This window comes from Corynebacterium bovis DSM 20582 = CIP 54.80 (assembly GCF_030408615.1).
Taxonomy (GTDB): Bacteria; Actinomycetota; Actinomycetes; order Mycobacteriales; family Mycobacteriaceae; genus Corynebacterium; species Corynebacterium bovis.
The window spans coordinates 1,065,318-1,091,064 of the sequence record NZ_CP047187.1; the positions used below are offsets into that span (position 1 = coordinate 1,065,318).

Consider the following 25,747-nt stretch of genomic DNA (forward strand, 5'->3'; position numbering starts at 1 on the left):
GCGGGTGTGTGCGGGTGTGTGCGGGTGGGGCGGGCACCGGGTTCCCGGGGCACCCCGGTCCCCGGTCCCGGGTCCCGCGGGTGCGCCCCGGTCCCGGGTCCCGCGGGTGCCCCGGGTGCGGGCGCGCCGGGCTTTACTGGGCCACGACGTCCTGGACCTTCGTCACCCGCTCACTCAGTGCGTCGAGGGCCGTGCTGAGCTCCTTGCGCTGCGGCTCGGTGACCGTGTCGTAGCTGACGAAGCCGTCGCCCGAGCGGTAGCCGTCGAGCATCTTCTGCACGTCCGCGAAACGGCTGTTGATGTCCTTGAGCAGCTGCGGGTCGCGGGCGTCGAGAACCTCCTCGAGGCTGGCGATCGCGGCCTTCGAGCCGTCGATGTTCGCCTGGAAGTCCCACAGGTCGGTGTGGGAGAACGTGTCCTCCTCGCCGGTGATCTTGCTCGTGGCGATCTCGTCGAGGAGCCCCTGCGCGCCGGAGGCGATGAGGGCGGGGGAGACCGTGAAGTCGGACGCGGAGACGCCGTCGACGAGCTCCTTGACGTCCTTCTGCAGCTGGGCGGCGTCCGCCTTCGTGCGGTCGGTGATCGCGCCGTCGACCCAGAGCTGCTTCTCGATCGTGTGGAAGCCGGTCCACGTCTGGCCGTCCTCGAGGTCGGCCTCGCGCGCGTCGATGCGGGGGTCGAGGTCGTCGGGGAAGGCCTCGGCGATCGGCTCGATGCGCTCGTAGGCGGTACGCGTCGGACCGTAGAGGGACTTCGCCTTCGCGACGTCGCCGGCGTCGATCGCCGCGACGAAGTCGCCGACCTGGGCGTCGAGCGTCGACGTCTGCGTGCGGACGTAGGTGAGGTAGTTCTTCACGGCGGCGGCCTTCGTGTCGTCGGAGTCGGCCGCGCTGACCCGGTCGCCGGTGACGGTGAAGTCGCTGCCGATGCCGTCGCCGATCATGCCGGGCTTGCACACGGTGCGGTACGTCGCGGCCTCGGGCAGCTCGACGACGAGCTTGCGGGTCGCGCCCGGGCCGATGTTCTCGACCTCGCCCATGACGCGTCCGCCCTGCGTGTAGACGTAGAACTCGGTGACCTTCGACCCGGAGTTCGTGACCTCGAAGGTGTTGTTGCCCGTCGTGCCCGACGAGCCGCTGACCGTGCAGGCGTCGTCCGACGCCGCGACGGTGAAGGACCCGCTGCCGCCGGCGGGTTCCTTGTCGGCGCACGCGACGAGGGCGAGCGGGACGGCCGCGAGGACGGGCAGGGCGAGGAGGGCACGGGAACGGTGGACGGTGGATGTCATGGGGGTCTCCGGTGTGTGAGTGGACGGGAAGGGGATGGGGTGGGTCACGGGCTGTCAGGCCTGCGCGGTCACGGTGCCGGCCGCGGCGGGCCGGTCGGGGGAGGGGGTCGACGACGACCCCGTCCGCGCCGGACGCAGGAACAGCGGCAACGCGACGACGAGGTAGGCGAGCCAGGCGATGAACGCGAGGACCGTCGGCTGCGGGATGATGTTGAACATCCCCTCGAGGATCGTCGCGTACCACGTGCCCGGCCGGATGACCGCGGAGAGGTCGAAGGCGTGGCTCTGCAGCCCGGGAAGGATGTTCGCCTCCTGCAGGTCCGTCACGCCGTAGCGGAGGATGCCGGCGGCGACGACGATGAGCAGGAGGCCGGTCACGCGGAAGAACAGTCCGAGGTTGACCCGGATCGCCCCGGCGTACATGAGCACGCCGATGATGACCGAGATGACCACACCCGTGGCGAGCCCCGCGAAGGGGACGCCGAAGGAGCTGGTGAACGAGTCGAAGACCAGCAGGGCGGTCTCGATGCCCTCGCGGGCGACGGCGATGAACGCGACGAGGGCGACGGCCAGCGGGCCGACGGCGACCGCGTCGCCGAGCCGGCCCTCGAGCTCCCGGGCGATCGACGCCCCGGTGCCCTTCATCCACAGCAGCATCCACGAGACGAGGGCGACGGTGACGAGTGACGCCACCCCGCCGATGATCTCCTGGCCGGTCGTGGTGAGCGTCTTCGTCCCGTAGTGGATGAGGAGGAACACCGCGACGGTGACGGCGAGGGCGGCGATGATGCCGGACCACAGCCACGGCAGTGACCGGCGTTGCCGGGTCTTGGTGAGGTAGGCGGCGAGGATGATGACGACCATGGTCGCCTCCAAGCCCTCCCGCACGCCGATGAGGGCGTTCGCGTAGAACACGGGGTATCCGAACCTTCCGGGGTCGGTGAGGAGGGGCGGCACCCTGGTGTGTGCCGGGCCCGGCGTCTGCGGGGATGCCCGACGGATGCCGCCCCACGGGGCCTGGGAAGGTGGGGCTGGATCATCGTAGGCTTCCCTCACTAAGGACAGCAAGGATGGAGTCCGACGGGTGAGCGGGCCGGGGGTGTGGAGCCCGGTGCAGGGGGCGGCCCCGTCCCCCCCCCGGGGGCGGCGCGGGGTCGTGCCGCCGGAGCTGTGCCCCGCCGGCTGTCGCCGCGTCCTGCCGCCGGCCCCGTCCCGCCCCCGGCCGGCGGCGGGGCGGGGCCCGGAGGCCCTGCTAGACTCTGACACTGTTCTGGCACTGTCCAACAGAGTGAGACGAAGGAGTCCATTCCATGAAACTCGCCGTGATTCCGGGGGACGGCATCGGGACCGAGGTCACCGCCGAGGCGCTCAAGGTGCTCGAGGCGGTCACCGCGACCGGGGAGGGGGCCGGCGAGACGGTCTCGACGACGGAGTTCGACCTCGGCGCGCGGCGCTACCTGCGCACCGGGGAGCTGCTCACCGACGACGACCTCGCCTCCCTGCGGGAGCACGACGCGATCCTCCTCGGCGCCGTCGGCGACCCCCGCCAGGTGCCGGCCGGCGTGCTCGAACGGGGCCTCCTCCTGCCCCTGCGGTTCCGGCTCGACCACGCGGTGAACCTCCGTCCCGCCCGTCTCCTGCCGGGGTCGACCGGCCCGCTCCGGGAGGACGTCACCGCCGGCGGCGTGGACTTCGTCGTCGTCCGGGAGGGGACCGAGGGGCTCTACTGCGGCAACGGGGGGACCCTCCGCGAGGGGACCGTGCACGAGGTCGCCAGTGAGGTCAGCCAGAACACGTGGTTCGGCGTCGAACGGGTCGTCCGCGACGCCTTCGCGCGCGCCGCCGCCCGGCGGGGCGTCCTCACCCTCGTACACAAGACGAACGTGCTGGTCAACGCCGGTGGCCTGTGGCAGCGGGTCGTCGACGCCGTGGCCCCGGAGTTCCCGTCCGTCACCGTCGACTACCTCCACATCGACGCCGCGACGATCCACATGGTCACCGACCCGGGCCGGTTCGACGTCATCGTCACGGACAACCTCTTCGGTGACATCATCACCGACCTCGCCGGGGCCGTGACCGGGGGGATCGGTCTCGCGGCGTCGGGCAACATCGATCCGTCGGGGGCGAACCCGTCGATGTTCGAGCCCGTCCACGGGTCCGCCCCGGACATCGCCGGGACGGGGACGGCCGACCCGTGCGCCGCGATCCTGTCCGTCGCGCTGCTGCTGCGTCACCTCGGCCGCGGGGACGACGCCGCGCGGGTGGAGAAGGCCGTGCTCGCCGAGGCGGCCGGGAGGGGCGACGCGCCGGTCCGGACGGCGGAGGTCGGCGACCGGGTCGCGGCCGCGGTCAGCGCGGGCTGAGCCGCACCGGGCCGGGCCGGGTCACACCGGACTGCGTGGCAGCGGGTCGAGCCGCACCGGGTCACACACCGGGCCGAGCCGCACCAGGCCGGGTCACACCGGCTCAGCGCGGACCGCGCGCCCGGCTCACTGGTAGCTGACGAAGTCCGGGGCGGGGCGCACCTGCATGGTCTGCTCCGGGGTGAGCATCGGCTGGTCCTCGTCGTAGAAGTTCTTCCACCCCAGCCCGATCCGCGGGTCGAGGCCCTTGCGCACGACGTTCCACGTCTCCATCTTGATGTCCGTGCCGCCGTGGCCGTCGCAGTGGACGGCGACGCACACGTTGTCCGTGCCGACGGACATCCGCTCGCGGTCCCGGATCATCTGGAGCTGGAACTGGTGGATCATCAGCAGCTTCTGCTGGAGCTTCTCCTCGGCGACGAGGTGGTCGAGCCAGTCGACGACCTCGTTGATCTCCTCGGCCGGGACGTGGCCGACCTGGGAGAGCGGCTGCTCACCCGGCCCGAGCCGCCACTCGGGGTCGAGGGCGACGCCCACGCCGGGGCGGCGGATGAGGTCCTCGTAGTGCCGCACCTGGGTGAGCAGCTTCTCCCGGCCGGGCTGGACGTCGATGATCGCGTACCCGCCGCCGCGGACGATGGCGTCGATCCACGGCTCGATCTCCCCGGGGTCGGTGTAGTTGCTGAACGTGCCGGACGGCCCGGCCTCGCTCGCGGCGACGGTCGCGATGATCTCGAACGTCGGGACGACCGGGACGTCGCTGAGCGGGGCGTACAGGTCGGCCGCCTCCTTCGCCCGGGTGACGGCGGCGTCCCGGTCCTGTTCGCCGAGGCAGCCGAGGGCCGGGCCGCTCGGGTGTCCGTACAGGGCGACCATGCGCCGCCCCGGGAAGACGACCCCGCCGCCGCCCGGGATGCGCTCCGAGACCTCGCCGGCGAGGCGGACCCGGCGGGCGACCGTGTCCGTGTCCCCGAACCGGTCACCGAGGGCGACGACGGGTGAGCCGTCGGCGTCGGCCCCGGTCACGGCGTCGATGGACTCGTCCGTCGACCGGGGGTCGGCCGCCGGGGTGCGCACGAGCCGGAGACCGGAGGCCGCCGCGGTGGCGGCGCTGGCCGGGGTCGTGAACGTCGACGCCAGCGCGACACCCGAGCGGGACGCGGTCGAGCCGGTGGGGACCTTCTCCGGCCACGTCGTCCCGTCGACGGGGTGCGTCGTCCGGTCGTCGTCGCCGGGCACGGCGTTCTCGTCCCCGAGGACGAGGACGTGGTCCGGGGAGAGCCGGTCGAGCTCGGCGCCGACGGTCTCCCGGTCGGCGGGGGAGGGCACGACGAGGAGCGGGATGCCGTGGTCCCGGGAGAGCGACGCCCCGTCGCCGAGGCGGGTGTCGTCGGTGACGACGACCGCGACCTGCGTCGAGGCGAAGAGGGCCGCGCTCGTCAGGGCCCCGGTCGGGTCGTGGGCGACGACGGTCGTCCGGTCGAGCGAGGCCGCACCCGCCAGCGGGGAGGGGCGCTCGACGTCCGCGCCGTCGTCGTCCGACGAGCAGGCGACGAGCGCGCCGGCGGCGACGGTGGCCCCGACGAGACCGGTGCTGACGAGAAATCCTCGGCGGGAGATGTTCCGGGCCATGTTCACGGTCGTGTTCCTGCTCCCTGGGCGTCGGACGGCCCGTGGTCGGTGGTGGTGGACTCTGGTCGGTGGTGACGGCGTGCCGGGCCGGGTCCGTGGACCCACCGCGCCGGGCATCCGTGACGGTGCCTCACGAAGGCCACCACCGTCAGCCACCACTGTAACGACTGTGTGACTCGGGGTCCGCCGCACCCCGACCGGGCGGGCGTCTGTGGCCGAATCGTGATGTGGAGCAGGTGCGGCCGGGGCCGGGGTCCGGGGGCCGGCGCCGGCGGAGCGTGGACGCCGCGCCGGGCCCAGTGGACGCCGCGCCCGGCTCAGTGGACGGCGAGAGCCGCCTGCGTGCCCTGGAGGATCGCCCGCTTCGCGTCGAGCTCCGCCGCGACGTCCGCCCCGCCGATGACCGTCACGGGCACGCCGGCCTCCGTGAGCGGGGTGACGAGGTCCCGCACCGGTTCCTGGCCGGTGCACAGGACGATCGACTCGACGTCGAGGACCCGCCGGTCGCGGACGGTGCCGTCGTCGTCCCGGAACGACAGGTGCAGCCCGGCGTCGTCGATCCGGTCGTACGTCGCGCCGACGATCTGCTCCACCCCCTTCTTCCGCACCGCCGCCTTGTGCACCCAGCCGGTGGTCTTGTTCAGCGTCCGGCCCTGCCGGCCCGGACTGCGCTGGATCATGACGACGTCACGCGGGGACGGGGACACCGCCGGCCGGGTGACCGCGCCGGGTGCGGCGGGGTCGTCGGTCACGCCCCACTCGCGCTCCCACTCCGCGAGGTCCAGGGTCGGGGACCGGTCCGTCGTGAGGAACTCCGCGACGTCGAAGCCGATGCCCCCGGCCCCGAGCACCGCGACCGAGCGGCCGGGTTCGCGGACGCCCGCGACGCAGTCCGCGTACGTCATGACGCGGGGGTGGTCGACCCCCGGGATGGAGGGGACCCGGGGCGTGACCCCGGTGGCGACGATGACGTGGTCGACCGTCGCGGGGAGTGCGTCGTCCCGGTCGGCCGGGGTCGCCGTGCCCGTCGCGCCGGTGCCCGCCGTGCCGGCCCCGGCCTCTGTGCCCGCCGCGCCTGCCGTGCCGACCGCGCCCGTCGCCTCACCCCACCGCGCGACGTCGTCCCCGGTCAGCCGCCGGCCGAGCGTGACCGTCACCCCGAGCACGTCGAGCCGCCGGCGGAAGTACCGCAGCGTCTCGGCGAACTCCTCCTTGCCGGGGATCCGGGCGGCGAGCGAGAACTGGCCCCCGATGTCCTCCCCGGCCTCCACGAGGTGCACCCGGTGCCCGCACTCCGCCGCCGTCACCGCCGCGGCGAGCCCGGCGGGCCCGGCACCGACGACGACCACCGTGCGCGGCCGCCGGGCCGGGGTGAGGGTGAGCGTCGTCTCCCGCCCGGCCCGCGGGTTGACGAGGCACGACACCTTCTTCCCGACGAACGCGTGGTCGAGGCACGCCTGGTTGCACGCGATACACGTGTTGATCTCGTCGGCCCGCCCCTCCCGGGCCTTGTCGACGAACGCCGGGTCCGCGAGCAGCGGGCGGGCCATCGACACGGCGTCGACGAGCCCGCGGGCGAGGATCTCCTCGGCCACCTCCGGGGTGTTGATCCGGTTGGAGGCGATGAGCGGGATGTCCACCTCGTCGCGCAGCCGCTCGGTGAACCGGACGAACGCCGCCCGCGGGACGGACGTGACGATCGTCGGGACGGTCGCCTCGTGCCAGCCGATGTCCGTGTTGATCGCGTCGACGCCGTGCGCCTCGGCCCGGCGGGCCATGAGGGCGACCTCGTCCCACGTCTGCCCGCCCTCGACGAGGTCGGCGACGGACTGCCGCAGCAGCACCGGGAAGTCCGCGGGCACGCACCGGCGGATCTCGTCGATGACCTCGACGAGGAACCGCTGGCGGTTGCGCGTCGACCCGCCCCAGCCGTCGGTCCGGTCGTTCGTCCGCGGGCAGAGGAACTGGTTGACGAGGTACCCCTCGCCGCCCATGATCTCCACGGCGTCGTAGCCGGCCTCCCGGGCGAGCGCCGCCGCCCGCCCGTAGCTGCGGATGACGTGCCGGATCATCCCGTCGGTCATCCGCAGGTGCCGGAACGGGTGGATGGGAGACGGCTCACTGCCGGGGGCGACCTTGAGCGGGGTGGCCCCGTAGCGCCCGGCGTGGAGGATCTGCATGCACACGCGCCCCCCGGCGGCGTGCACCGCGGAGGTGACCCGACGGTGGTGCCGGACGTCGACGCCGTTGGTCATCTTCGCCGCGAAGGGGAGGAGCTGCCCGGTGCGGCTCGGGGCGATGCCGCCGGTGACGATGAGGCCGACGCCCCCGCGCGCCCGCTCCGCCATGAACGCGCCGAGCGCGTCGGCGTCCCACAGGCGGTCCTCGAGGCCCGTGTGCATCGAGCCCATGACGGTCCGGTTGGGCAGGCGCATCCCGTTGATGTCCAGGGGGCGGAACATGTGGGGGTACGGGACGGACCCCGCGCCGGGGGCGGTGGACCCGCCGGGGTCGGCGGGGTCACCGGCTGCGCCGGACCGGTCGGACACGTCGGTCATGACGGCTCCTGCTCTTCTCTCGGGAGGGCCGGTCAGGGCCCGGGTCGTCGCCGCGGAGGACCGGTCAGGAGGGGGCGACGACGGACGTCGCCGCGGCGCCCGCGACCGCGCGATCCCCGCGCAGTGTGGTCTGACTCACGTTATTGCCCGTCAGAATGGCACCGCAAGACGCCCGACCGACCCCGCGGCGGCCGACGTTCACCGGGGTCGCAGCGTCGTCCCCCACAGTTCCGTGCCCCGGGTCGTGAACAGGCGCACGGTGAGCTCCCGGCTGTCGCCGTCGACCTCGATCTCGCCGAAGTGCTGGAAGTCGTCCAACGGCGACGAGTTCGCGTGGTCCTTCCCCGGCGCGTGGACGTACACCACCTCCGGGCCGAACGTCGGGTCCATGTCGTTCGGCCCGAACCCGCCGGCGTTGAGCGGCCCGGAGACGAACTCCCAGAACGGGGAGAAGTCCTGGAAGGCCGCCCGGTCCGGCGAGTAGTGGTGCGCCGCGGTGTAGTGCACGTCCGCCGTCAGCCACACCACGTTCGGCACGTCCCGGATGCCCGACAGCACCCGGCCGATCTCCGCCTCCCGGCCGACGGGCGCGCCGGGCCCGCCGTTCGCCACACCCTCGCGGTCGGACTCGCCGTCGGGGACGACGATGCCCAGCGGGAGGTCGTTGGCGATGAGCTTCCACGTCGCCGTCGAGGCGTTGACCTCGCGGATGAGCCACTCCGTCTGCGCGTCGCCGAGGATGTGCCCGGGCGCGGTGGCCGTCGGGCTCGTCAACGGGTTGGCGTCCTTGTAGCTGCGCATGTCGAGGACGAAGACGTCGACCAGCGGGCCGTACGCGATCCGCCGGTACACCCGGCCGTCGACCGCGCGCCGCCGGTCGAGCGGCTGCCACTCGTGGAACGCCTGGAACCCCCGCGCCGCGAGGGTGTCGACGTCGCGCACCGTGTACGCCGGGTTGTCCAGCACCTCACCCGGGTACCAGTTGTTCACCGTCTCGTGGTCGTCCCACTGCACGACCTGGGCGACGCGGGAGTTGAACCGCCGGTAGTTGTCGTCGAGGAGGTTGTACGCGTGCTGGCCGCGGAACTGGTCGAGGGTCTGGGCGACGGCCGACTTCGCCTCGGTCGTGACGTTGCGCCACACCCGGCCGTCCGGCAGCGTCGTGGAGTCCCCGATCGGGCCGTCCGCGTACACCGTGTCGCCCGAGTGGATGAACAGGTCCGGGGAGCGGTCGGCCATCGTCGACCAGCAGAACATCCCGCCGACGTCCGGGTTGATGCCGAAGCCCTGGCCGGCGACGTCACCGGACCAGTGGATGCGGACGGTGGACGGGGTCGTCGGCGCGGTGCGGAACACGCCCGTCACCGGGTCCGACCGCAGCCCGGTCTCCGCGTCCTCGAGGATGACGCGGTAGTGGACGTCCCGGTCCCGTCCCGGGCGCAGCCCGGCGACCCGCAGCCGCCCCGTGCCGTCCGAGCCCGGGCCGAGGACGTCCCGGCCGCGGAAGACCCGGGTGCGCGAGAACGACGGGTCCGCCGAGGTCTCGACGATCATCCGCGCCGGGCGGTCGGCGCGGGCCCAGATGAGCGCCCCGTCGGCGGAGACGTCGCCGCTGGCCACGCCGTGCGTGACCGACGGGCGGTCCGGGAGCAGCCCGGCGGCCGGGCCCCGGGAGGAGCCGACGGACGACCCGGCGAGGGAGCCGAGGGGCAGCCCGAGCGCCTGGGCGGTCCCCGCGGCGGCGACGAGTCCGGCCCCGGCGCCGAGGCCGGTGAGGAGGGCGCGGCGGGTCAGGGGCCGGACGGGGGACGGTGCAGTCGTCGGAGGTGTGGACGCGGGCCCTGTGGCGGACGGTGCGGATGTGGCGGTGGTGGGGACGGTCGTGTCGGTGGTGTCGGTCGTCTCGGTCGGTCCGGTCACGGTGGCCGAGGTGGTCGTGGCGGCGGGTGCGCTGCCGGTGGTCGGTGCGGTCGCGGAGGAGGGCGTCTGGTCGGTCATGATGGCGTGTCCTCGGGGAGGGGGCGGTGTCCGGGAACGGTGTCCGGGAGCAGTGTGGAGTCGGTGTGGGGACGTCCGCGCGCGGGGGCGGCCGTCGTCCCCGGACGGTAGCCCCGCGGCGTGAACGCACAGTGAATCCGGGGTGTCCGGCAGACAGGACGGGCCGCCGACCCTTCCGCTCCGGGGGCGCGGTGACGCACGGACGCGGCATCGCCGGTAATGTCACGGACCATGCGTATCGCCCGTATTGCCCATCCCGAAGGTATGTGTTTCGCCGTGCTCGAGGGCGGACTGCCCGACGGGGACGGCGCCACCTGCCGTGAGATCAGCGGCCACCCCTTCGGTGACCCGGACTTCACCGGCCGGAGCTGGCCCGTCTCCGACGTCCGGCTGCTGTCGCCGATCCTGCCCTCGAAGGTCGTCGCCGTCGGCCGGAACTACGCCGACCACGTCGAGGAGGTCTTCAAGAAGGGCGCCGAGCACCTCCCGCCGACGATCTTCCTCAAGCCCCCGACAGCCGTCATCGGCCCGGAGGCGCCCATCCGCATCCCGGAGTGGGCGACGCGGGTGGAGTTCGAGGGTGAGCTGGCCATCGTCATCGGCAAGCCCTGCAAGGACGTCAAGCGGCAGAACTGGAAGGACGTCGTCCTCGGCTTCACCATCGTCAACGACGTCTCGTCCCGTGACCTCCAGTTCGCCGACGGGCAGTGGGCGCGGGCGAAGGGCCTGGACAGCTTCTGCCCCCTCGGCCCGTGGATCGAGACGGCCGTCGACTCCCTCGACATCGACAACCTGCCGATCAAGGCGCACCTCACGCACGACGGCGACACCGAGACCAAGCAGGACTCGAACTCGGACCAGATGATCAAGGACATCCCGGAGATCGTCGAGTGGGTCAGCTCGGCGTTCACCCTCCTGCCCGGCGACGTCATCTGCACCGGGTCACCGGCCGGGACCGCGGAGATGGTGCCCGGCGACCGGATCGCGATCGAGATCCCGGGGCTCGGGACGCTCGCGAACCCCGTCACCGGGTACTGACCGACGGCGGCCCGGTGACCCCGGCCGCCCGTCCCACCCCGTGAACTGCGCTGGCGCCCCGTCGGCCCAGCTCACGCCTCCGTGGGCCCGGTCGCACCGAGCGCATCCCGCCCACACCCCGCCCACACCGGGCGAGCCCCGTCGGCCCCGCTCACACCCCGCGCGCCCCGCTCACACCGAGCGCATGGCCGCGGGCACGTTGAGCGCGCGGAGGGCGGTCTGGAACTTCGCCGTCGTCTCCGCCGCCTCGGCCCCGGGCGAGGACCAGGCGACGATGCCGCCGCCCGCCCACGCCCGGGCGACCTGCCCGCCGATCTCGCAGCCGCGGAGGGACACCATGTACTCCCCGTCGCCGGAGCTGTCGCACCAGCCGACGAACCCCGCGTAGAACCGGCGCGGGTGCTCGATCTGGTTGATGATCCCGAGCGCGTCGTCGGTCGGGGTGCCGCCGACGGCGGGGGTCGGGTGCAGCATGAGCGCGAGGTCGAGCGCGGAGAAGCCGTCGTCCCGCAACGTGCCCCGCACCGGCGTGCCCAGGTGCCACATCTCGTTCGTCTCCGTCAGCCCGGGCCGGTCGGGGATGGAGAGGCTGCTGCACACCCCGCCGAGGATGCGGCGGTAGTGGTCGACGACGTACCGGTGCTCGCGGAGGTCCTTCGTCGACCCCCGGAGGGCCTCGCCGATCCGACGGTTCTCGACGGGGTCGGGCACGGTGGGTGCCGACCCGGCCAGCGGCAGGGCGGTCACCGTGCGCCCCTGGCGGCGGATGAGCATCTCGGGGGACGACCCCATGAACATCGTGCCGGCGTCGTCGGAGTGGCCCGTCGCACCGAGGTCCATCGCGTAACCGTCGCAGGCGGCGGAGAGGTCGATCATCCGCGCGGCGACGAGGAGCGGGTCGAACTCCCGCGCGTAGGTGACGTCGACGGCGCGGGCGAGGACGACCTTCTCCAGTGTCGTCCGGCCGATGGTGCGGAGCGCGGCGGCGACGTTCGCCTGGTGTTCCTGGGGGGTCGTCAACGGCGTGACGTCGGCGACCTCGAGTTGTTCGGCGACCTCGCGGCCGCGGAAGAACGCCGGGGGCTCCAGCGGCCCCTCGGAGGTGATGACACGTTCAGGTTCGACGAGGGCCGCGCGCAGCGACGTGTCGAAGGGGACCGCGCCGACGACGAGGTCGACGTCACCGTTGCGGAGGGCGGTGGCGGCCTCGAAGGCGTCGGGGAACGTGGTGCGGGTCCCCTGCGTGCGTATGCTGCCGGTCGCACGTGACAGGAGAAAGTCAGGTGCGGTGGCGGGACGCCGGGGAATGCTCACGGGGATCCACCGTACCCAGAGGGGGCTGCGACACCGAATCCTCTGGTCATCTCCGCCGTGCGTCCGTGGGGTGTCGACGCTGCGCCCCCACCGCGTGCGCCGCCCACGCGCCCGGGTCACGCCCCCGGCCCACCTCCCGCCGGCCCACCTCCCGCCGGCCCACGTCCCGCGGCCCATGTCCTCCGGCCCACCTCCCGCCGGCCCGGCTGACCGGGGCCCGCGGCGGCGCGGACGATAGCATGAGGGGCATGACTCACGTTCGCGTCCGATTCTGCCCGTCCCCGACCGGTACCCCGCACGTCGGCCTGGTCCGCACCGCCCTGTTCAACTGGGCGTACGCCCGGCACACCGGGGGAAGCCTCGTGTTCCGCATCGAAGACACCGACGCCGCCCGGGACAGTGAGGAGTCCTACGAGGCGATCGTCGAGTCCCTCCGGTGGCTCGGCCTGGACTGGGACGAGGGGGTCCGCGAGGTCGGCGGCGACCACGGCCCGTACCGGCAGTCGCAGCGTGGCGCGATCTACCAGGATGTCCTGTCCCGGCTGAAGGAGGCGGGGGAGATCTACCCGTCGTACTCGACGGCCGAGGAGGTCGAGGAGCGGCACCGGGCGGCGGGCCGGGACCCGAAGCTCGGCTACGACAACGCGGACCGGGACCTCACCGCCGAGCAGATCGCGGCCTTCGAGGCCGAGGGCCGCTCGCCGGTGTGGCGGCTGCGGATGCCGGAGAAGACCTGGCGGTGGCACGACCTCGTGCGGCGGGACATGGAGGTCGACGGCGCGACCCAGCCGGACTTCGTCGTCGCCCGGTCGAACGGTCAGCCGCTGTACACGCTCGTCAACCCCGTCGACGACGCCCTCATGCGCATCACCCACGTGCTGCGCGGCGAGGACCTGCTGCCGTCGACCCCCCGGCAGATCGCCCTGTACGAGGCGCTGCAGCGGATCGGTGTCGCGGAGTCGGTCCCGGTCTTCGGTCACCTCCCGTTCGTCATGGGGGAGGGGAACCGGAAGCTGTCCAAGCGGGACCCGGAGTCCGACCTGTTCAACCACCGTGAGGCGGGGATCATCCCCGAGGGCATGATCAACTACCTCTCCCTGCTGGGATGGTCGCTGTCCGCGGACCGGGACATCTTCGGGGTCGACGAACTCATCCGCGAGTTCGACGTCGCCGACGTCAAGCCGAACCCCGCGCGCTTCGACCAGAAGAAGCTCGAGGCGATCAACGCCGACCACATCAGGATGCTCGAGCTGCCCGACTTCACCGGTCGGCTGCGGTCCTACCTCGAGGAGTACCGGGACTTCCCGGCGGACTACCCGGCGGAGAAGTTCTCCTTCGCGGCGGAGCTCGTCCAGACGCGCATCAAGACGCTCGGTGACGCCGACGGGCTGCTGCGGTTCCTCGTCACCCCGGACAACGAGCTCGACCTCGACCCGAAGGCGGCGCGGAAGAACCTCAAGGAGGATGCCGCCGAGGTCCTCACCGCCGCCGTCGAGGAGCTGGAGGCCCTGCCGGAGGACGAGTTCCTCACGGACGCGATCCAGTCGGCGCTGACGACGCGGCTCATCGACGGGATGGAGCTGAAGCCGCGGAAGGCCTTCGGCGCGCTGCGCGTCGCCGTGAGCGGGGCGGCCGTGTCGCCGCCCCTGTTCGAGTCGATGGAGCTGCTCGGCAAGGCGTCGACCCTCGCCCGGCTCCACGCGGCGCTGGCCGTGACCCCGTACACCGACGGGGAGTGACGGCCCCTCCGGCGGCGGAGCCCCGCCTCCGGGGCCACGCCGCCGGGTCACCCCACCGGGTCACGCGTCCGGGGCCGCGTCTCCGGGCCGCGCCGGCCCTGGTGCCGGGGACGGTGTGACAGGCGCGAACACCTGGGTGACCTTGGGATTTGCCAGTGATTCGGCGGTCTGGTTATAGTATGCCTCGTTGAACGGCCGCACGGCCGGTACAACGAATGGCCTATGGTGTAATTGGCAACACAACGGTTTCTGGTACCGTCATTCTAGGTTCGAGTCCTGGTAGGCCAGCGGATATCACCGGACGGGGAGTGCTTCGTTCCCCGTTATGGTGGCGATCCATCACGAAATCCTGCCCCGTTCGTCTAGCGGCCTAGGACGCCGGCCTCTCACGCCGGTAACACGGGTTCAAATCCCGTACGGGGTACATCTGGCAACGCCCTCACCGACACTGTCGGTGGGGGCTTTGTCGTGCGTGCCGGGTCACCGGGGCTGGCCGCCCCCGCCGGGGCTCCCCGGGTGCAGCCCCGGAGACGCCCGGGATACCCCTAGGGGGTACCATGGTCGAGGTGTGCGCCGGCGCCCGGACCGACACGGTCCGGGGGACCGGGGTGGGTGACCCGCCCCGCCGGGCGCGCACGGCACCGCGCGGATGGTGCGCGCCCGGGCCCCGAGCGGCCGCTGCGCACGGTAGCCGCGTGTGCTGCGACCGAGCATCAACAACGCGGGGCCGCCGACCACGAGGCGTGCGGCACCGGAAAGGACCGAGGAAACATGGCACACAGCCGGTCAGGTCAGGGCACGGCCACGACGACGGACGGGAGGACGGCAGGGGCGTCGTCCGGGTGGCGTCGGGTGACGGCGGGGGCTGTCGCGGTGGGGGCGGTCGTCACGCTCGCCGCCTGTTCCGGGGGTGACGACGCCACCTCCTCCGCGGCCGGGACGTCCGCGGCGGCGACCTCCGCCGCTGCGGGGACGACGGGCGACGCGCAGGGCGCGGACGGCATGAGCGGGATGGACGGCATGGACGGCATGGGGGAGATGGACCACCGGATGGACGGCGGTCCGGCTCCCGCCGGCATCCGGCCGGCCGCGTCGCCCCGCTACCCGGTGGGCTCGAAGGTCACGCTCACCGCCGAGCACATGGAGGGGATGGCGGAATCGGAGGCGACGGTCGTCGGGGCCTTCGACACGACGACGTACGCCGTCAACTACACGCCCGTGGGCGGAGGGGACCCCGTCGTCGACCACAAGTGGGTCGTCCAGGAGGAGCTGGAGAACCCCTCGGCGAACCCGGTCCCGGACGGAGGGGAGATCACCATCCTCGCCGACCACATGGACGGGATGAAGGGGGCGCACGGCACGGTCGCGTCGTCGACGAAGCAGACCGTCTACATGGTCGACTACACGGTCGCGGGGATGACCGTGCGCAACCACAAGTGGGTCGTGGAGGACGAGATGGAGCCCCGGTCCTGACCGGGAGAATCTGCCTCTGACCTGGGGATTAGGACGGCGCGCCCGGGGTGCGCTAGAGTTCTCCCCGTTGCCGGGGACGCCCAGAACGTCCCCGGTTGTTCTCTGCCCCGTTCGTCTAGCGGCCTAGGACGCCGGCCTCTCACGCCGGTAACACGGGTTCAAATCCCGTACGGGGTACTCGATCACGCGAGCGTTCACGGTCGCGGCACCTCACCCCCCACCGCATCCCGGTGGGGGGTGTCGTGCGTTCGGGGGTGCGGCGTCGGTACCCGCGGGTGCGGCGCCGGGGCCCGGGGCGTGCGGCGCCGGCACCCGGGGCGCCCGGCGTCGGCACCCGGGGCGTGCGGCGCCGGGGCTCGGGTGGCCGCGGCGTCGTCACCGCGCGCGACGTCGTGCCCGGGTCCCGGCCCCGGCACCCGGCGGGGCCCCGGGGTGACCGTCGGCGTCCGGGGGTTCGACGGGCCCCTCCACCGGCCCACCCGTCGTCAACGCCGACCGCCGGGCGAGCCGCTCGTAGATCGGCACGGACCGCAACGCCGTCGCGACGAGCAGCGAGATGGCGCACGCACCGAGCATGGGCGGCAGCATCGTCGTCTGGTCGGTCATCTCCGTGGCGAGGACCAGGCCGGTCACCGGGGCCTGGACCGTGGAGGCGAAGAACGCCGCCATCCCCGTGAGCGCCATCGCCGCAGGGGACGGGCCCGTCGCGCCGACGACGGCCTCGGCGACGAGCCCGACGAGCAGCCCGACGTGGGTGCCGAGGACGAGCATCGGGGCGAACAGCCCACCGGGGACGTTCGTCGCGTAGCTGACCGGCCCGAGGACGTAGCGCAACGCGAGCACCCCGATGACGACGGGGATCGTCCCGGTCCCGGCGAGCGCGGACTCGGTGAGGTTGTCACCGCCGCCGACGAGCTGCGGGGCGAACCAGCCGATGGCGGCGACGAGCACGCCGACGGCCGCGGCCTTCGCCCACCGGGGGAGGGTGATGCGGTCGGACAGGTCCATGCAGCGCACGACGAGCCAGTTGTACAGCACGCCGAGGAGCCCGCAGACCACGCCGACGACGCCGATCCACAGCGCGTTCACCGGGCGCGGCTCCGGGATGGGCGGCATGTGCAGCACCGGTTCGGAGCCGACGATGAGGCGTGCGCTGATGAAGCCGACACCCGACGACGTCAACGCCGCGATGCTGGTGCGGACGTCGAACCTCTTCAGGAGCTCCTCGAGGACGAACACGCCGCCGGCGATGGGGGCGGAGAAGGCCGTCGCGAGGCCCGCCGCGGCCCCGGACCCGATGAGGACACGGAGATCCTCGCGGTCGAGCCGGGCGACCTTGTTCACGGCGACGGCGAGCGACCCGCCCATCTGCACGAGCGGGCCCTCGCGCCCGAGAGCGAGGCCGGAGCCGATGGCCAGCAGGCCGCCGACGTACTTCACGGGGAGGATCCGCAGCCGGTCGGCCGGTGCGATGCCGGACACCGTGGCCTCGATCCGGGGGATGCCGCTGCCCGCCGCCGCCGGTTCGATGCGCGCGACGAGGGCCGCGGCGACGGCGGCGCACGTGGCGCAGACCAGGGCGGACAGGGCGAACAGGCCCACGGCGGTGAGCGGGGACCCGGTGGCGAGCTCGTGCATGCGGGCGATGAGGCCCGTGCGGGAGCTGCCGAGCCACTCGAGGCAGCGTTGGAACGTCGCCGCGACGAGGCCGGTGAGGGCACCGACGACGGCGGCGAGGGCGGTGAGGGCCGTCAGGCTCCGGGCGTGCGGACTCACACTCAGCGAGGGAACACCGAGGCGGTACCGGGCGTCCGGGGCACCTGCGGAACGTCGGGCACGGCGGCGACGGGAGGGATCGCAGGTGTTCATGGTTCTGTAGATTCTGCCACGCCGCCGGCCGCGGGCCGAGTCCGGCGGGTGCGGCGGGTGCGGCGGAGGGTGTCGTGGCTCCGGGTCGGCGGGTACAGGCGGCGGGTGCGGCGGGTGCCGCGGGTGCCGGGGAGGGTGCGGCAGGTGCACGCGGCGGGGGCCGCGGGGCTCAGCCCAGGTAGGTGCGCAGGACGTCGGCCGCCTCGTGGAGGGCGACGCGGTACCGCGCCCCCGGCGACGGCCCCATGCGTTCGACCGGGCCGGAGATGGACAGGGCGGCGACGACGGCCCCGGTGGAGTCCGTCACCGGCACCGACGCGCTGGCCAGGCCGGCCTCGCGCTCGCTCGACGACTCCGCCAGCCGCACCCGGCGCACGGTGGCGAGGTCGTTGCGCGTGTAGACCGCACCGTCGATGACGTCGTCGACGAGCGCCGGCGGCCCGAAGGCGACGAGCACCTTCGCCGCGGAGCCCGCGGTGAGCGTCATCCGGGCCCCGACGGGCACCGTGTCCCGCAGCCCCGCCGCCGGCTCCGACGCGGCGATGCACACGCGGTCGATGCCGGACAGCTTGTAGAGCTGCACCGACTCGCCGGTCTTCTGCATGAGCGAGGGCAGCACGCGTTCGGCGGCGTCCTCGAGGAGGTTGCGGGAGGTGGGGGCGAGTTCGAGCAGGGCGGGCCCGGAGGTCCACTGGCCGTCGTCGAGCCGGGTGACGAGGCGGTGCTTCTCCAGGGCGACGGCGATGCGGTGTGCCGTCGCGCGGGGGAGGGAGGTGGCCTCGCACAGCTCGGAGAGGGTGCACGGGCGGTGGGCGACGACGGTGAGGATGTGGAGGGCCCGGTCGAGGACCTGGATGCCGCTGCTCGTCTTCGAGGAGGACTGCGACGCGGACTGCGTGGACGCCGCGGGGGCCGTGGACGCGGCGGGCGTCGGCGATGCCGCGGGGGACGGGGACGACGCGGTGGTGTCGCCGGTCCCGGTGGGTCCGGTGGCGGCTGCTCCGTCGGGGTGGTCGGCGGTCGGCGCGTCCCGGGAGCCGGAGTGCACGGGTGTTGCGGCCGACGTGGCCGTATCCGGTGTGTGTCCCATGATTTGGTACTATACATTCCATACAGTGGAATGGCCAGGGTCCGGTGGCGGCCCCGTGCCGGCACCGCGTCGGCACCGGCGTCGGCCTCCGGCGTCGGCCTCCGGCAGACCCCCGGCAGCCGTCCGGGACTCGCCCCGGCAGGCGCCCGGCAGGCGCCCGGCGGCGGTCGGGGCAGCGGTCGGGGACGACCACCGGTGGCAGCCCGGCACCGGCCCTGACGGGGGACGACGACCCCCGGCACCACGACGAGAAGAGGAGACGACGTGAGCAGCGACACCCCCACGCCCGCCCCGACCGGCACGCCCGCCCCGACAGGCGCAGCCGACCCGACGGCAACGCCCCGCCCCCTCACCCTGGCCGAGAAGGTCTGGAACGCCCACGTCGTGAAGAAGGGCGTGGACGGGGCGCCCGACCTCATCTACATCGACCTGCACCTCGTCCACGAGGTCACCTCCCCGCAGGCCTTCGACGGACTGCGCCAGGCCGGCCGCCCCGTGCGCCGCCCGGACCTCACCCTCGCCACGGAGGACCACAACGTCCCCACCGTCGGCGTGCGGACCGGGAACCTGCTCGAGATCGGGGACACCGTGTCCCGCCGCCAGGTCGAGGCCCTGCGGACGAACTGCCGTGACTTCGGGGTGCGGCTCCACCCGATGGGCGACATCGACCAGGGCATCGTCCACACCGTCGGGCCCCAGCTCGGCCTCAGCCAGCCGGGGATGACCATCGTCTGCGGCGACTCGCACACCTCCACCCACGGTGCCTTCGGCTCCATCGGCATGGGGATCGGCACGTCCGAGGTGGAGCACGTCCTCGCCACGCAGACCCTGCCGCTGCGGCCGTTCCGCACCATGGCCGTCGAGGTCACCGGCGAGCTGCGGCCCGGTGTCACCGCGAAGGACCTCATCCTCGCCGTCATCGCGAAGATCGGCACCGGCGGCGGCCAGGGCCACATCATCGAGTACCGGGGCGAGGCCGTCGAGAAACTCTCCATGGAGGGGCGGCTCACCATGTGCAACATGTCCATCGAGGCCGGGGCACGGGCCGGGATGATCGCCCCGGACGAGACGACGTTCGCCTACCTCCGCGGCCGCCCGCACGCCCCGACCGGCGACGAGTGGGACGCGGCCGTCCGGTACTGGAGGACCCTCCGCACCGACGAGGGGGCGGAGTTCGACACCGTCGTCACCATCGACGGGTCCGCCCTCACACCGTTCGTCACCTGGGGGACGAACCCGGGCCAGGGGGCGCCCCTCGACTCCACGGTGCCGTACCTCGACGACATCACCGACGAGACGGAGCGCGAGGCCGCCGCCTCCGCGCTGACGTACATGGGGCTCGACGAAGGGACGCCCCTGCGGGACATCGCCGTGGACACCGTGTTCCTCGGGTCGTGCACGAACAGCCGGATCGAGGACCTGCGGGCCGCCGCGGAGATCCTCCGCGGCCGGAGCGTGGCCGACGGGGTGCGGATGATGGTCGTGCCCTCGTCCGCGCGGGTGAAGGCGCAGGCGGAGGAGGAGGGACTCGACAGGATCTTCCTCGACGCCGGAGCGGAGTGGCGTTCCGCCGGGTGTTCGATGTGCCTCGGGATGAACCCCGACCAGCTGTCGCCGGGGGAGAGGTCGGCGTCGACCTCGAACCGGAACTTCGAGGGGAGGCAGGGTAAGGGGGGCCGGACCCACCTCGTCTCGCCGGCGGTCGCCGCCGCCACGGCGGTCACCGGGCACCTCGCGGCCCCCACGGACCTCGACGGCCTCGGGACCGGGCGGACCACCGACCACGGGACCGGGCGGACCACCGACCACGGGACCGGGCGGACCGCCGACAGCGGGACCACCGACCGCGCAACCGACCGGAGCTAGGAGACCACCATGGAGAAGTTCACCGTCCACACCGGTGTCGGGCTGCCGCTGCGCCGGTCGAACGTCGACACCGACCAGATCGTCCCCGCGCAGTACCTCAAACTCGTCACCCGCACCGGCTTCGCCGAAGGGCTGTTCACCGCCTGGCGGCGCGACCCGGGGTTCATCCTCAACCAGGAGCCGTACCGGGAGTCCTCGGTCCTCGTCGCGGGGCCGGACTTCGGCACCGGGTCCTCCCGCGAACACGCGGTGTGGGCGCTGCTCGACTACGGCTTCCGCGCGGTGTTCTCGCCGCGGTTCGGCGACATCTTCCGGGGCAACGCCGGGAAGAACGGGCTGCTCGCGGCGACACTCCCCGCCGAGGACATCGAGCTCATGTGGAAGCTGCTCGAGGAGCGCCCGGGGGCGTCCGTCGAGGTCGACCTCGTGTCCCGCACGGCGACTCTCGGCACCCACGTGTTCCCGTTCGAGGTCGACGACGACACCCGGCACCGGCTGCTCGAGGGGCTCGACGACATCGCCATCACGCTCCACGACGAGGACGCCATCGCGGCGTTCGAGGCGGCCCGGCCGAGCTTCGCACCCCGCACCCTGTGACCGGCACCGGGCGCGTCACCCGGGCTGCCGGGGGCGTCGCGGGTGCCGGGCGCGGGGATGCCGTCCGGGGTGCCGGGCGCGGGGATGGGACCCGGGGCTCCGGGCCCGCGGGTCACTTCACAGGGAGCGGGCTGGCGAGGTAGTCCGCGCCGAGCAGACCGCCGTCCCGGTCGAAGTGGAGCACCCAGGTGCTCGACTTCTTCACGCGCATGTCGTCCGTCTCGACACCCGTGCCCGCCGCGAAACGGCTGATGAGCTCCGGGATGACCGCTCCCTGACTCACGACGACGCTCACCGGGGCGGTCGTCGCCCGCGCGAACGCCGCGGCGGCAGCGTCACCGCCGGTCGCGCCGGTCGCGTCCCCGGCGCCGGCTGCGCCCGACGCGGCGTCGGACCCGTCGGAGCCGTCGGCCCCCGCTCCGCCCGTCGCGTGCGTCCGCCCGGCGGCCGTGGCGTCCCCGGGCGCAGCATCCCCGAGCACCGCGTCCCCGAGCACCGCGTCGCCGAGGGCGCGGTCCGTCCGCAGCGTGACGCCCAGGTCCTGGGCGAGCGGGGTGGCCGTGTGCACGCACCGGTCGGGCTGCGCGGTGGAGACCGTCGTCGGACGGTACCCCTCCAGCTCGGAGACGAGCATCTCCGCCTGCCGCCGCCCCTTCTTCGTCAGCGGGCGCAGGTCGTCGTTGCCGCCCCAGCCCTGCCGGTCGTGGGCCTTCGCGTGCCGGACGTAGAGCACCCGGCGGGCGCACCCGAGGGACAGGACCCGCTCCGCCGCGTCGATGACGGTGCGGTCCGCCTCGTACGTCGCCAGCTCGCGGGCCTCGGCGGGGGTCACCCACCGCAGCTCGTCGACCTCGTCGTTGGGCACGAAGCTGCCGTCGGGAACCTCCGCGGTCCAGTAGTAGACCACCTTCGTCCGGGACCCGACCGGGTAGTGCACGTACCCGAGCAGCCAGCCGAGCGACGGGGTGAGCCCCGTCTCCTCGACGATCTCCCGCACGGCGGTGGCCGGGAGGTTCTCACCCGGGTCGACCTTGCCCTTGGGCAGGGACCAGTCGTCGTACCGGGGCCGGTGGACCATCGCGACGAGGACGTCCGCGCTCTCCGGCACCGCGTCCCCCGCCGTCACCCCGGCACCGGACGGCCGCCGCCACAGCACCGCCCCGGCCGCGAACGTCGGGCGGGCGAACTCCTGCGCCGGCCGGCTGCCGATCCGTGCGACGTGCCCCCGGTCGTGGACGGACAGGGACAGCGACGTCGAGAGGTCACCGGTGCCGGTGTGCGTGATCATGAGGGCCTTTCTGGGCGTCCCGGCCCGGCCGGTCGGGCGCGCGGGCGGGTTCGGCGCGGAGCGTGGATTCCGAGGGGTGGTCAGTGTTCGTGGTGGGGTTCTGGTTCAATGGGACCGGTCACCGGGACGACGGCCCCGGGCACGCGGTCCACGGTCTCCGCACATCGTACTGTCCACGCCGGGTCGCGGCACGGCGGGCCCGGACCGACGGGGCCGGGCCGGTGCGGCGGTCCGGCGGCACGTCCCGTCGGCACAGGTGACACCGGCAGGGTCGTCAGGCCCGGCACGGTCGCGCAACGGAAAGGAGAACCGGCATGGTGACGGTCGCGGTCATGGGGGCGGGGTCCTGGGGGACCACCGTGGCGAAGGTCTTCGGCGACGCCGGCAACCGGGTGACGTTGTGGGCACGACGCCCCGAGGTCGTCGAGGGCATCCGCCGCACCCGGCGGAACGAGGGCTACCTCCCCGACACCGTGCTGCCCCCGTCGGTCGAGGTCACCGACGACGCGGAGGCGGCCATGGGGGATGCGTCGATCGTCGTCCTCGGCGTGCCCTCGCAGTCGCTCCGCGACAACCTCGCCCGGTGGCGGGACCACATCCCGGCCACCGCGTCGCTCGTCAGCCTCGCCAAGGGCATCGAACACTCGACCCGGATGCGGATGAGCGAGGTCATCTCCGACGTCACCGGCGCCGCGGCGGACCGGGTGGCCGTCCTGTCCGGGCCGAACCTCGCCCGGGAGGTCGCGGCGGGCCAGCCCACGGCGACGGTCGTCGCGTGCACCGACCGGGACCGGGCCCAGCACATCCAGGCGGCCCTCGCCGCCCCGTACCTGCGGCCCTACACGAACACCGACGTCGTCGGCTGCGAGATCGGCGGGACCTGCAAGAACGTCATCGCGTTGGCGGCCGGCGTCATCGCCGGGCAGGGGCTCGGCACGAACACGCTGGCGACACTCATCACCCGCGGACTCGCCGAGACCACGCGCCTGGGCGTCGAGCTCGGGGCGGAACCCCGGACCTTCTCCGGGCTCGCGGGGCTGGGCGACCTCGTCGCCACGTGCAACTCGCCGTTGTCGCGGAACCGGACGTTCGGGGAGCGGCTCGGCCGCGGGGAGAGTCTCGACGAGGCCCGGGCCGCCACGCGGGGCCAGGTCGCCGAGGGGGTGGTCTCCTGCCTGTCGGTGCGGGACATCGCCGCGTTCCGCGGGGTGGACATGCCGATCACCCGCGCGGTCGTCGGCGTGTGCCACGACGGCACCCCCGTCGACGAGACCGTGCGGACACTGATGGGGCGCAGGCGGAAGGCCGAGTGACGCCGGCCCGTCCCGGCCCGCACGGGGGTGCCGGCACACGCAGGGGGGCGCCGGGGGTGGCCGGGACACAGGGCTAGACTGTGGTGCCGTGATGACGAATGAGAGCACCGAGCCCACAGGTGACCACCCCGACGCCGCCCGCCCGGACGGCCCCGGCACCACCGGCACCGAGCACAACGCCACCACCGACGGACGGATCACCGTCGCCGTCGTCTACGGGGGTCGCAGCCCCGAGCACAGCGTGTCGTGCATCTCCGCGGCCGCCGTCATGTCCACCCTCGACCCCGCCAGGTACGAGATCGTGCCCGTCGGCATCACCCGTGACGGCGTGTGGGTGACCGGGACGACCGACACGGACGCGCTGTCCGCGCACGGCCGCGACCTGCCCGAGGTCGCGCCCGGGGAGCCCCTCCACCTCCTGCCGGGCCGGGGAGGGGAGCTCCGCACGACCGACGGCGGGCTCCACGCCCGCGTCGACGTCGTCTTCCCCGTGCTCCACGGGGTCAACGGCGAGGACGGCACCGTCCAGGGCCTGCTCGACCTCGCTGGGGTGCCCTACGTCGGCAACGGCGTCCTCGCCTCGGCGAACTGCATGGACAAGCAGTACACCAAGGTCATCGCGCGGGCCGCGGGCATCCCCGTCGGCCGGGAGACGATCCTCCGCGAGCGCCGCGACCTCACCGCGGAGGAGCGGGAGAGCCTCGGCCTGCCCGTGTTCGTCAAGCCCGCGCGCGGGGGGTCGTCCATCGGGATCTCCAAGGTCGACAGCTGGGACGACCTGCCCGACGCGCTCGACCTCGCGTTCCGGCACGACACCAAGGTCGTCGTCGAGGCGATGCTCCACGGCCGGGAGGTCGAGTGCGGCGTCCTCCAGCACGCCGACGGCACCGTCCGCGCCTCCGTCCCCGCGCTCCTCGAGGGCACCGGCGACGGCCCCGAGGGCTTCTACGGCTTCGAGACCAAGTACCTCGACGACATCATCACCGCGCAGATCCCCGCCCCGCTCACCGAGGAGCAGACCGAGGAGGTCCGGCGGCTCGCCGTGGAGACGTTCCGCGCGCTGAACTGCGAGGGCCTCGCCCGCGTCGACTTCTTCGTCACGGAGGACGGCCCCGTGCTCAACGAGCCGAACACGCTGCCCGGCTTCACGCCCATCAGCATGTTCCCGAGGATGTTCATCGAGTCCGGCGTCGCGTACCCCGACCTGCTCGACATCCTCGTCGCCCGCGCGCTCGCCCGCTGAGTCAGCGCGCCGGTCCCGCTGAGCCCGCGCGCGTTCACCGGCTGAGCCGTCGCGCCGGGACCGCGCCGGGGCTGCTGTGCTCCGGCGCCGGCCCGCCCGTCAGTTCCTCGTGCGGTGCAACGCGCCGGCGACGGCCCGGCTGATCTGCGTGATCGCGTCGTTCCCCGCATCAGCAGGCATCGACAGGGCGACCAGCGGCGAGTACCCCACCGCGAAGTACCTGGCCTCCGTCGACCCCTGGTCGAGGGAGGACTCGGCGAACCACGGGACGTCGTCGACCTGCTGCAGCTGCACACCGGGGTGGTACGACGACGGGGCGGCGACACCGCACCGGACGACCACCGGCTCCAGCCCCGGCGCGGTGTAGGCGACCGTCCCGGCGGGCAGCCCGGGCCGGTCCGTCACCCGGGAGGCGTCCCCGATCCGCCCCGGCAGCGCCGCGGTGAACGCGTCACACGCCGCGGCGTCGGCACCCGGCGCGGCGCGCAGGTCCGTCAGCGGCGCCGGACGCGGCTCCGGCGCGGACGTCGTGTCCCCGTGCGAGGAGATGAGCCCGCCGAGGTCGTCGAGATCCGCGCCGTCGAGATCCCCCGACGCCGTGACCGCGACGACCGGCGACTGGCCGACCGCGTACCACGTCGACAGGTCCGAGCCCTTCGTCGTGTCCCGGACCCGCAGCCACGTCGTGCCGCCGCGCTCCTCCGTGTCGCTGAGGGCCGTGTACTGCGACGGCGTGGACACGCCGCAGCGCACCGTGAGCTCATCCCGGTCATGGTTGCGGTACGCGCCCGTGCCCTGGGGGGCCGGGGCGGCGACGTCGACCTTCCGGTAGTCACCCACCTTCCCGGGCAGGTCGCCGACGATGCTGTCGCACTGCGGCGACGACGAACCGGGGGCGTCGACCGTCCCCATCGCGACGGGGGCGTAGATGTGCCGGTCGACGAGGACCTTCGCCCCGATGAGGACCGCGGCGACGAACACGACCGCCAGTCCGAGGGTCACCCAGGCGACGGTGAGACCGCCGCGGGCGCTGTTATTGTTGGGGCGAGCTTCTGTGGTGCGAGCCATGACCACCCAT

General features: G+C 73.4%; 18 protein-coding genes and 3 tRNA genes. 11 read left to right on the forward strand and 10 right to left on the reverse strand.

All coding sequences use genetic code 11. The features are described from left to right. Positions 1–133: 133 nt before the first annotated feature. Positions 134–1,288 carry an iron uptake system protein EfeO gene (efeO, locus tag CBOVI_RS04215; protein WP_010267882.1) on the reverse strand — a complete coding sequence of 385 codons (1,155 nt, stop codon included), beginning with the start codon at positions 1,286–1,288 and terminating at the stop codon, positions 134–136. 54 nt (positions 1,289–1,342) lie between these two features. After that, positions 1,343–2,203 (reverse strand): iron uptake transporter permease EfeU, encoded by an 861-nt coding sequence (gene efeU / locus CBOVI_RS04220; protein WP_010267887.1) that lies wholly within the window; start codon positions 2,201–2,203, stop codon positions 1,343–1,345. Positions 2,204–2,598: 395 nt separating this feature from the next. On the opposite strand from efeU, the gene CBOVI_RS04225 reads away from it, so the two are divergent. Next, a complete protein-coding gene (locus CBOVI_RS04225) occupies positions 2,599–3,651 on the forward strand; it encodes a 3-isopropylmalate dehydrogenase (protein WP_010273769.1) in 1,053 nt (350 codons plus the stop codon). Positions 3,652–3,777: 126 nt separating this feature from the next. Here the strand turns inward: CBOVI_RS04225 and CBOVI_RS04230 are convergent, their stop codons facing one another. The 3 genes from CBOVI_RS04230 to CBOVI_RS04240 all read right to left on the reverse strand — a co-directional run bounded on the left by CBOVI_RS04230 (position 3,778) and on the right by CBOVI_RS04240 (position 9,839). Next, positions 3,778–5,283, reverse strand: a complete 1,506-nt coding sequence (locus tag CBOVI_RS04230; RefSeq protein ID WP_043363257.1) for a hypothetical protein — start codon at positions 5,281–5,283, stop codon at positions 3,778–3,780. Between the two features lie 317 nt (positions 5,284–5,600). After that, complete coding sequence (locus tag CBOVI_RS04235; protein WP_125187190.1) at positions 5,601–7,745, reverse strand: oxidoreductase; 2,145 nt, start codon at positions 7,743–7,745, stop codon at positions 5,601–5,603. Positions 7,746–8,039: 294 nt separating this feature from the next. After that, entirely contained in the window at positions 8,040–9,839 is a 1,800-nt protein-coding gene (locus CBOVI_RS04240; protein WP_010273772.1) for an alkaline phosphatase D family protein, read from the reverse strand. 231 nt (positions 9,840–10,070) lie between these two features. On the opposite strand from CBOVI_RS04240, the gene CBOVI_RS04245 reads away from it, so the two are divergent. Continuing rightward, on the forward strand, positions 10,071–10,877 hold the full coding sequence (locus CBOVI_RS04245) for a fumarylacetoacetate hydrolase family protein (protein ID WP_029158055.1): 807 nt from the start codon (positions 10,071–10,073) through the stop codon (positions 10,875–10,877). Between the two features lie 171 nt (positions 10,878–11,048). Here the strand turns inward: CBOVI_RS04245 and CBOVI_RS04250 are convergent, their stop codons facing one another. Further along, on the reverse strand, positions 11,049–12,191 hold the full coding sequence (locus CBOVI_RS04250; protein WP_010273776.1) for an isochorismate synthase: 1,143 nt from the start codon (positions 12,189–12,191) through the stop codon (positions 11,049–11,051). Between the two features lie 248 nt (positions 12,192–12,439). Here CBOVI_RS04250 and gltX point away from each other — a divergent pair, with 248 nt between their 5' ends. The 5 genes from gltX to CBOVI_RS04275 all read left to right on the forward strand — a co-directional run bounded on the left by gltX (position 12,440) and on the right by CBOVI_RS04275 (position 15,580). Beyond that, entirely contained in the window at positions 12,440–13,930 is a 1,491-nt protein-coding gene (gltX, locus tag CBOVI_RS04255) for a glutamate--tRNA ligase (RefSeq protein ID WP_010273779.1), read from the forward strand. Between the two features lie 216 nt (positions 13,931–14,146). Further along, positions 14,147–14,218: transfer RNA gene (locus tag CBOVI_RS04260), tRNA-Gln, on the forward strand. Between the two features lie 63 nt (positions 14,219–14,281). Continuing rightward, a tRNA-Glu gene (locus CBOVI_RS04265) sits at positions 14,282–14,354 on the forward strand. A gap of 347 nt (positions 14,355–14,701) precedes the next feature. Then, entirely contained in the window at positions 14,702–15,403 is a 702-nt protein-coding gene (locus CBOVI_RS04270) for a YdhK family protein (RefSeq protein WP_083826125.1), read from the forward strand. A gap of 104 nt (positions 15,404–15,507) precedes the next feature. Beyond that, positions 15,508–15,580 (forward strand) — tRNA-Glu (locus tag CBOVI_RS04275). 198 nt (positions 15,581–15,778) lie between these two features. On the opposite strand, the gene CBOVI_RS04280 is transcribed toward CBOVI_RS04275, so the two are convergent. After that, complete coding sequence (locus CBOVI_RS04280) at positions 15,779–17,179, reverse strand: ClC family H(+)/Cl(-) exchange transporter (RefSeq protein ID WP_232625860.1); 1,401 nt, start codon at positions 17,177–17,179, stop codon at positions 15,779–15,781. Between the two features lie 262 nt (positions 17,180–17,441). Continuing rightward, positions 17,442–18,320, reverse strand: a complete 879-nt coding sequence (locus CBOVI_RS04285) for an IclR family transcriptional regulator (RefSeq protein ID WP_010272439.1) — start codon at positions 18,318–18,320, stop codon at positions 17,442–17,444. 396 nt (positions 18,321–18,716) lie between these two features. Here CBOVI_RS04285 and leuC point away from each other — a divergent pair, with 396 nt between their 5' ends. Continuing rightward, positions 18,717–20,228 carry a 3-isopropylmalate dehydratase large subunit gene (gene leuC / locus CBOVI_RS04290; RefSeq protein WP_221190554.1) on the forward strand — a complete coding sequence of 504 codons (1,512 nt, stop codon included), beginning with the start codon at positions 18,717–18,719 and terminating at the stop codon, positions 20,226–20,228. Between the two features lie 9 nt (positions 20,229–20,237). Continuing rightward, positions 20,238–20,825, forward strand: a complete 588-nt coding sequence (leuD, locus tag CBOVI_RS04295; RefSeq protein WP_010272444.1) for a 3-isopropylmalate dehydratase small subunit — start codon at positions 20,238–20,240, stop codon at positions 20,823–20,825. Between the two features lie 112 nt (positions 20,826–20,937). Here leuD and CBOVI_RS04300 read toward each other — a convergent pair whose 3' ends face one another. Further along, a complete protein-coding gene (locus tag CBOVI_RS04300; RefSeq protein WP_125185913.1) occupies positions 20,938–22,113 on the reverse strand; it encodes an NUDIX hydrolase in 1,176 nt (391 codons plus the stop codon). Positions 22,114–22,427: 314 nt separating this feature from the next. Here CBOVI_RS04300 and CBOVI_RS04305 point away from each other — a divergent pair, with 314 nt between their 5' ends. Further along, positions 22,428–23,426 carry an NAD(P)H-dependent glycerol-3-phosphate dehydrogenase gene (locus CBOVI_RS04305; RefSeq protein WP_010264396.1) on the forward strand — a complete coding sequence of 333 codons (999 nt, stop codon included), beginning with the start codon at positions 22,428–22,430 and terminating at the stop codon, positions 23,424–23,426. A 91-nt stretch (positions 23,427–23,517) separates the two neighbouring features. Further along, a complete protein-coding gene (locus CBOVI_RS04310) occupies positions 23,518–24,669 on the forward strand; it encodes a D-alanine--D-alanine ligase family protein (RefSeq protein WP_010264392.1) in 1,152 nt (383 codons plus the stop codon). Positions 24,670–24,768: 99 nt separating this feature from the next. On the opposite strand, the gene CBOVI_RS04315 is transcribed toward CBOVI_RS04310, so the two are convergent. Then, positions 24,769–25,737: a DUF3515 domain-containing protein gene (locus tag CBOVI_RS04315; RefSeq protein WP_083825960.1), complete on the reverse strand. Its 969-nt coding sequence runs from the start codon at positions 25,735–25,737 to the stop codon at positions 24,769–24,771. Positions 25,738–25,747: the final 10 nt, after the last annotated feature.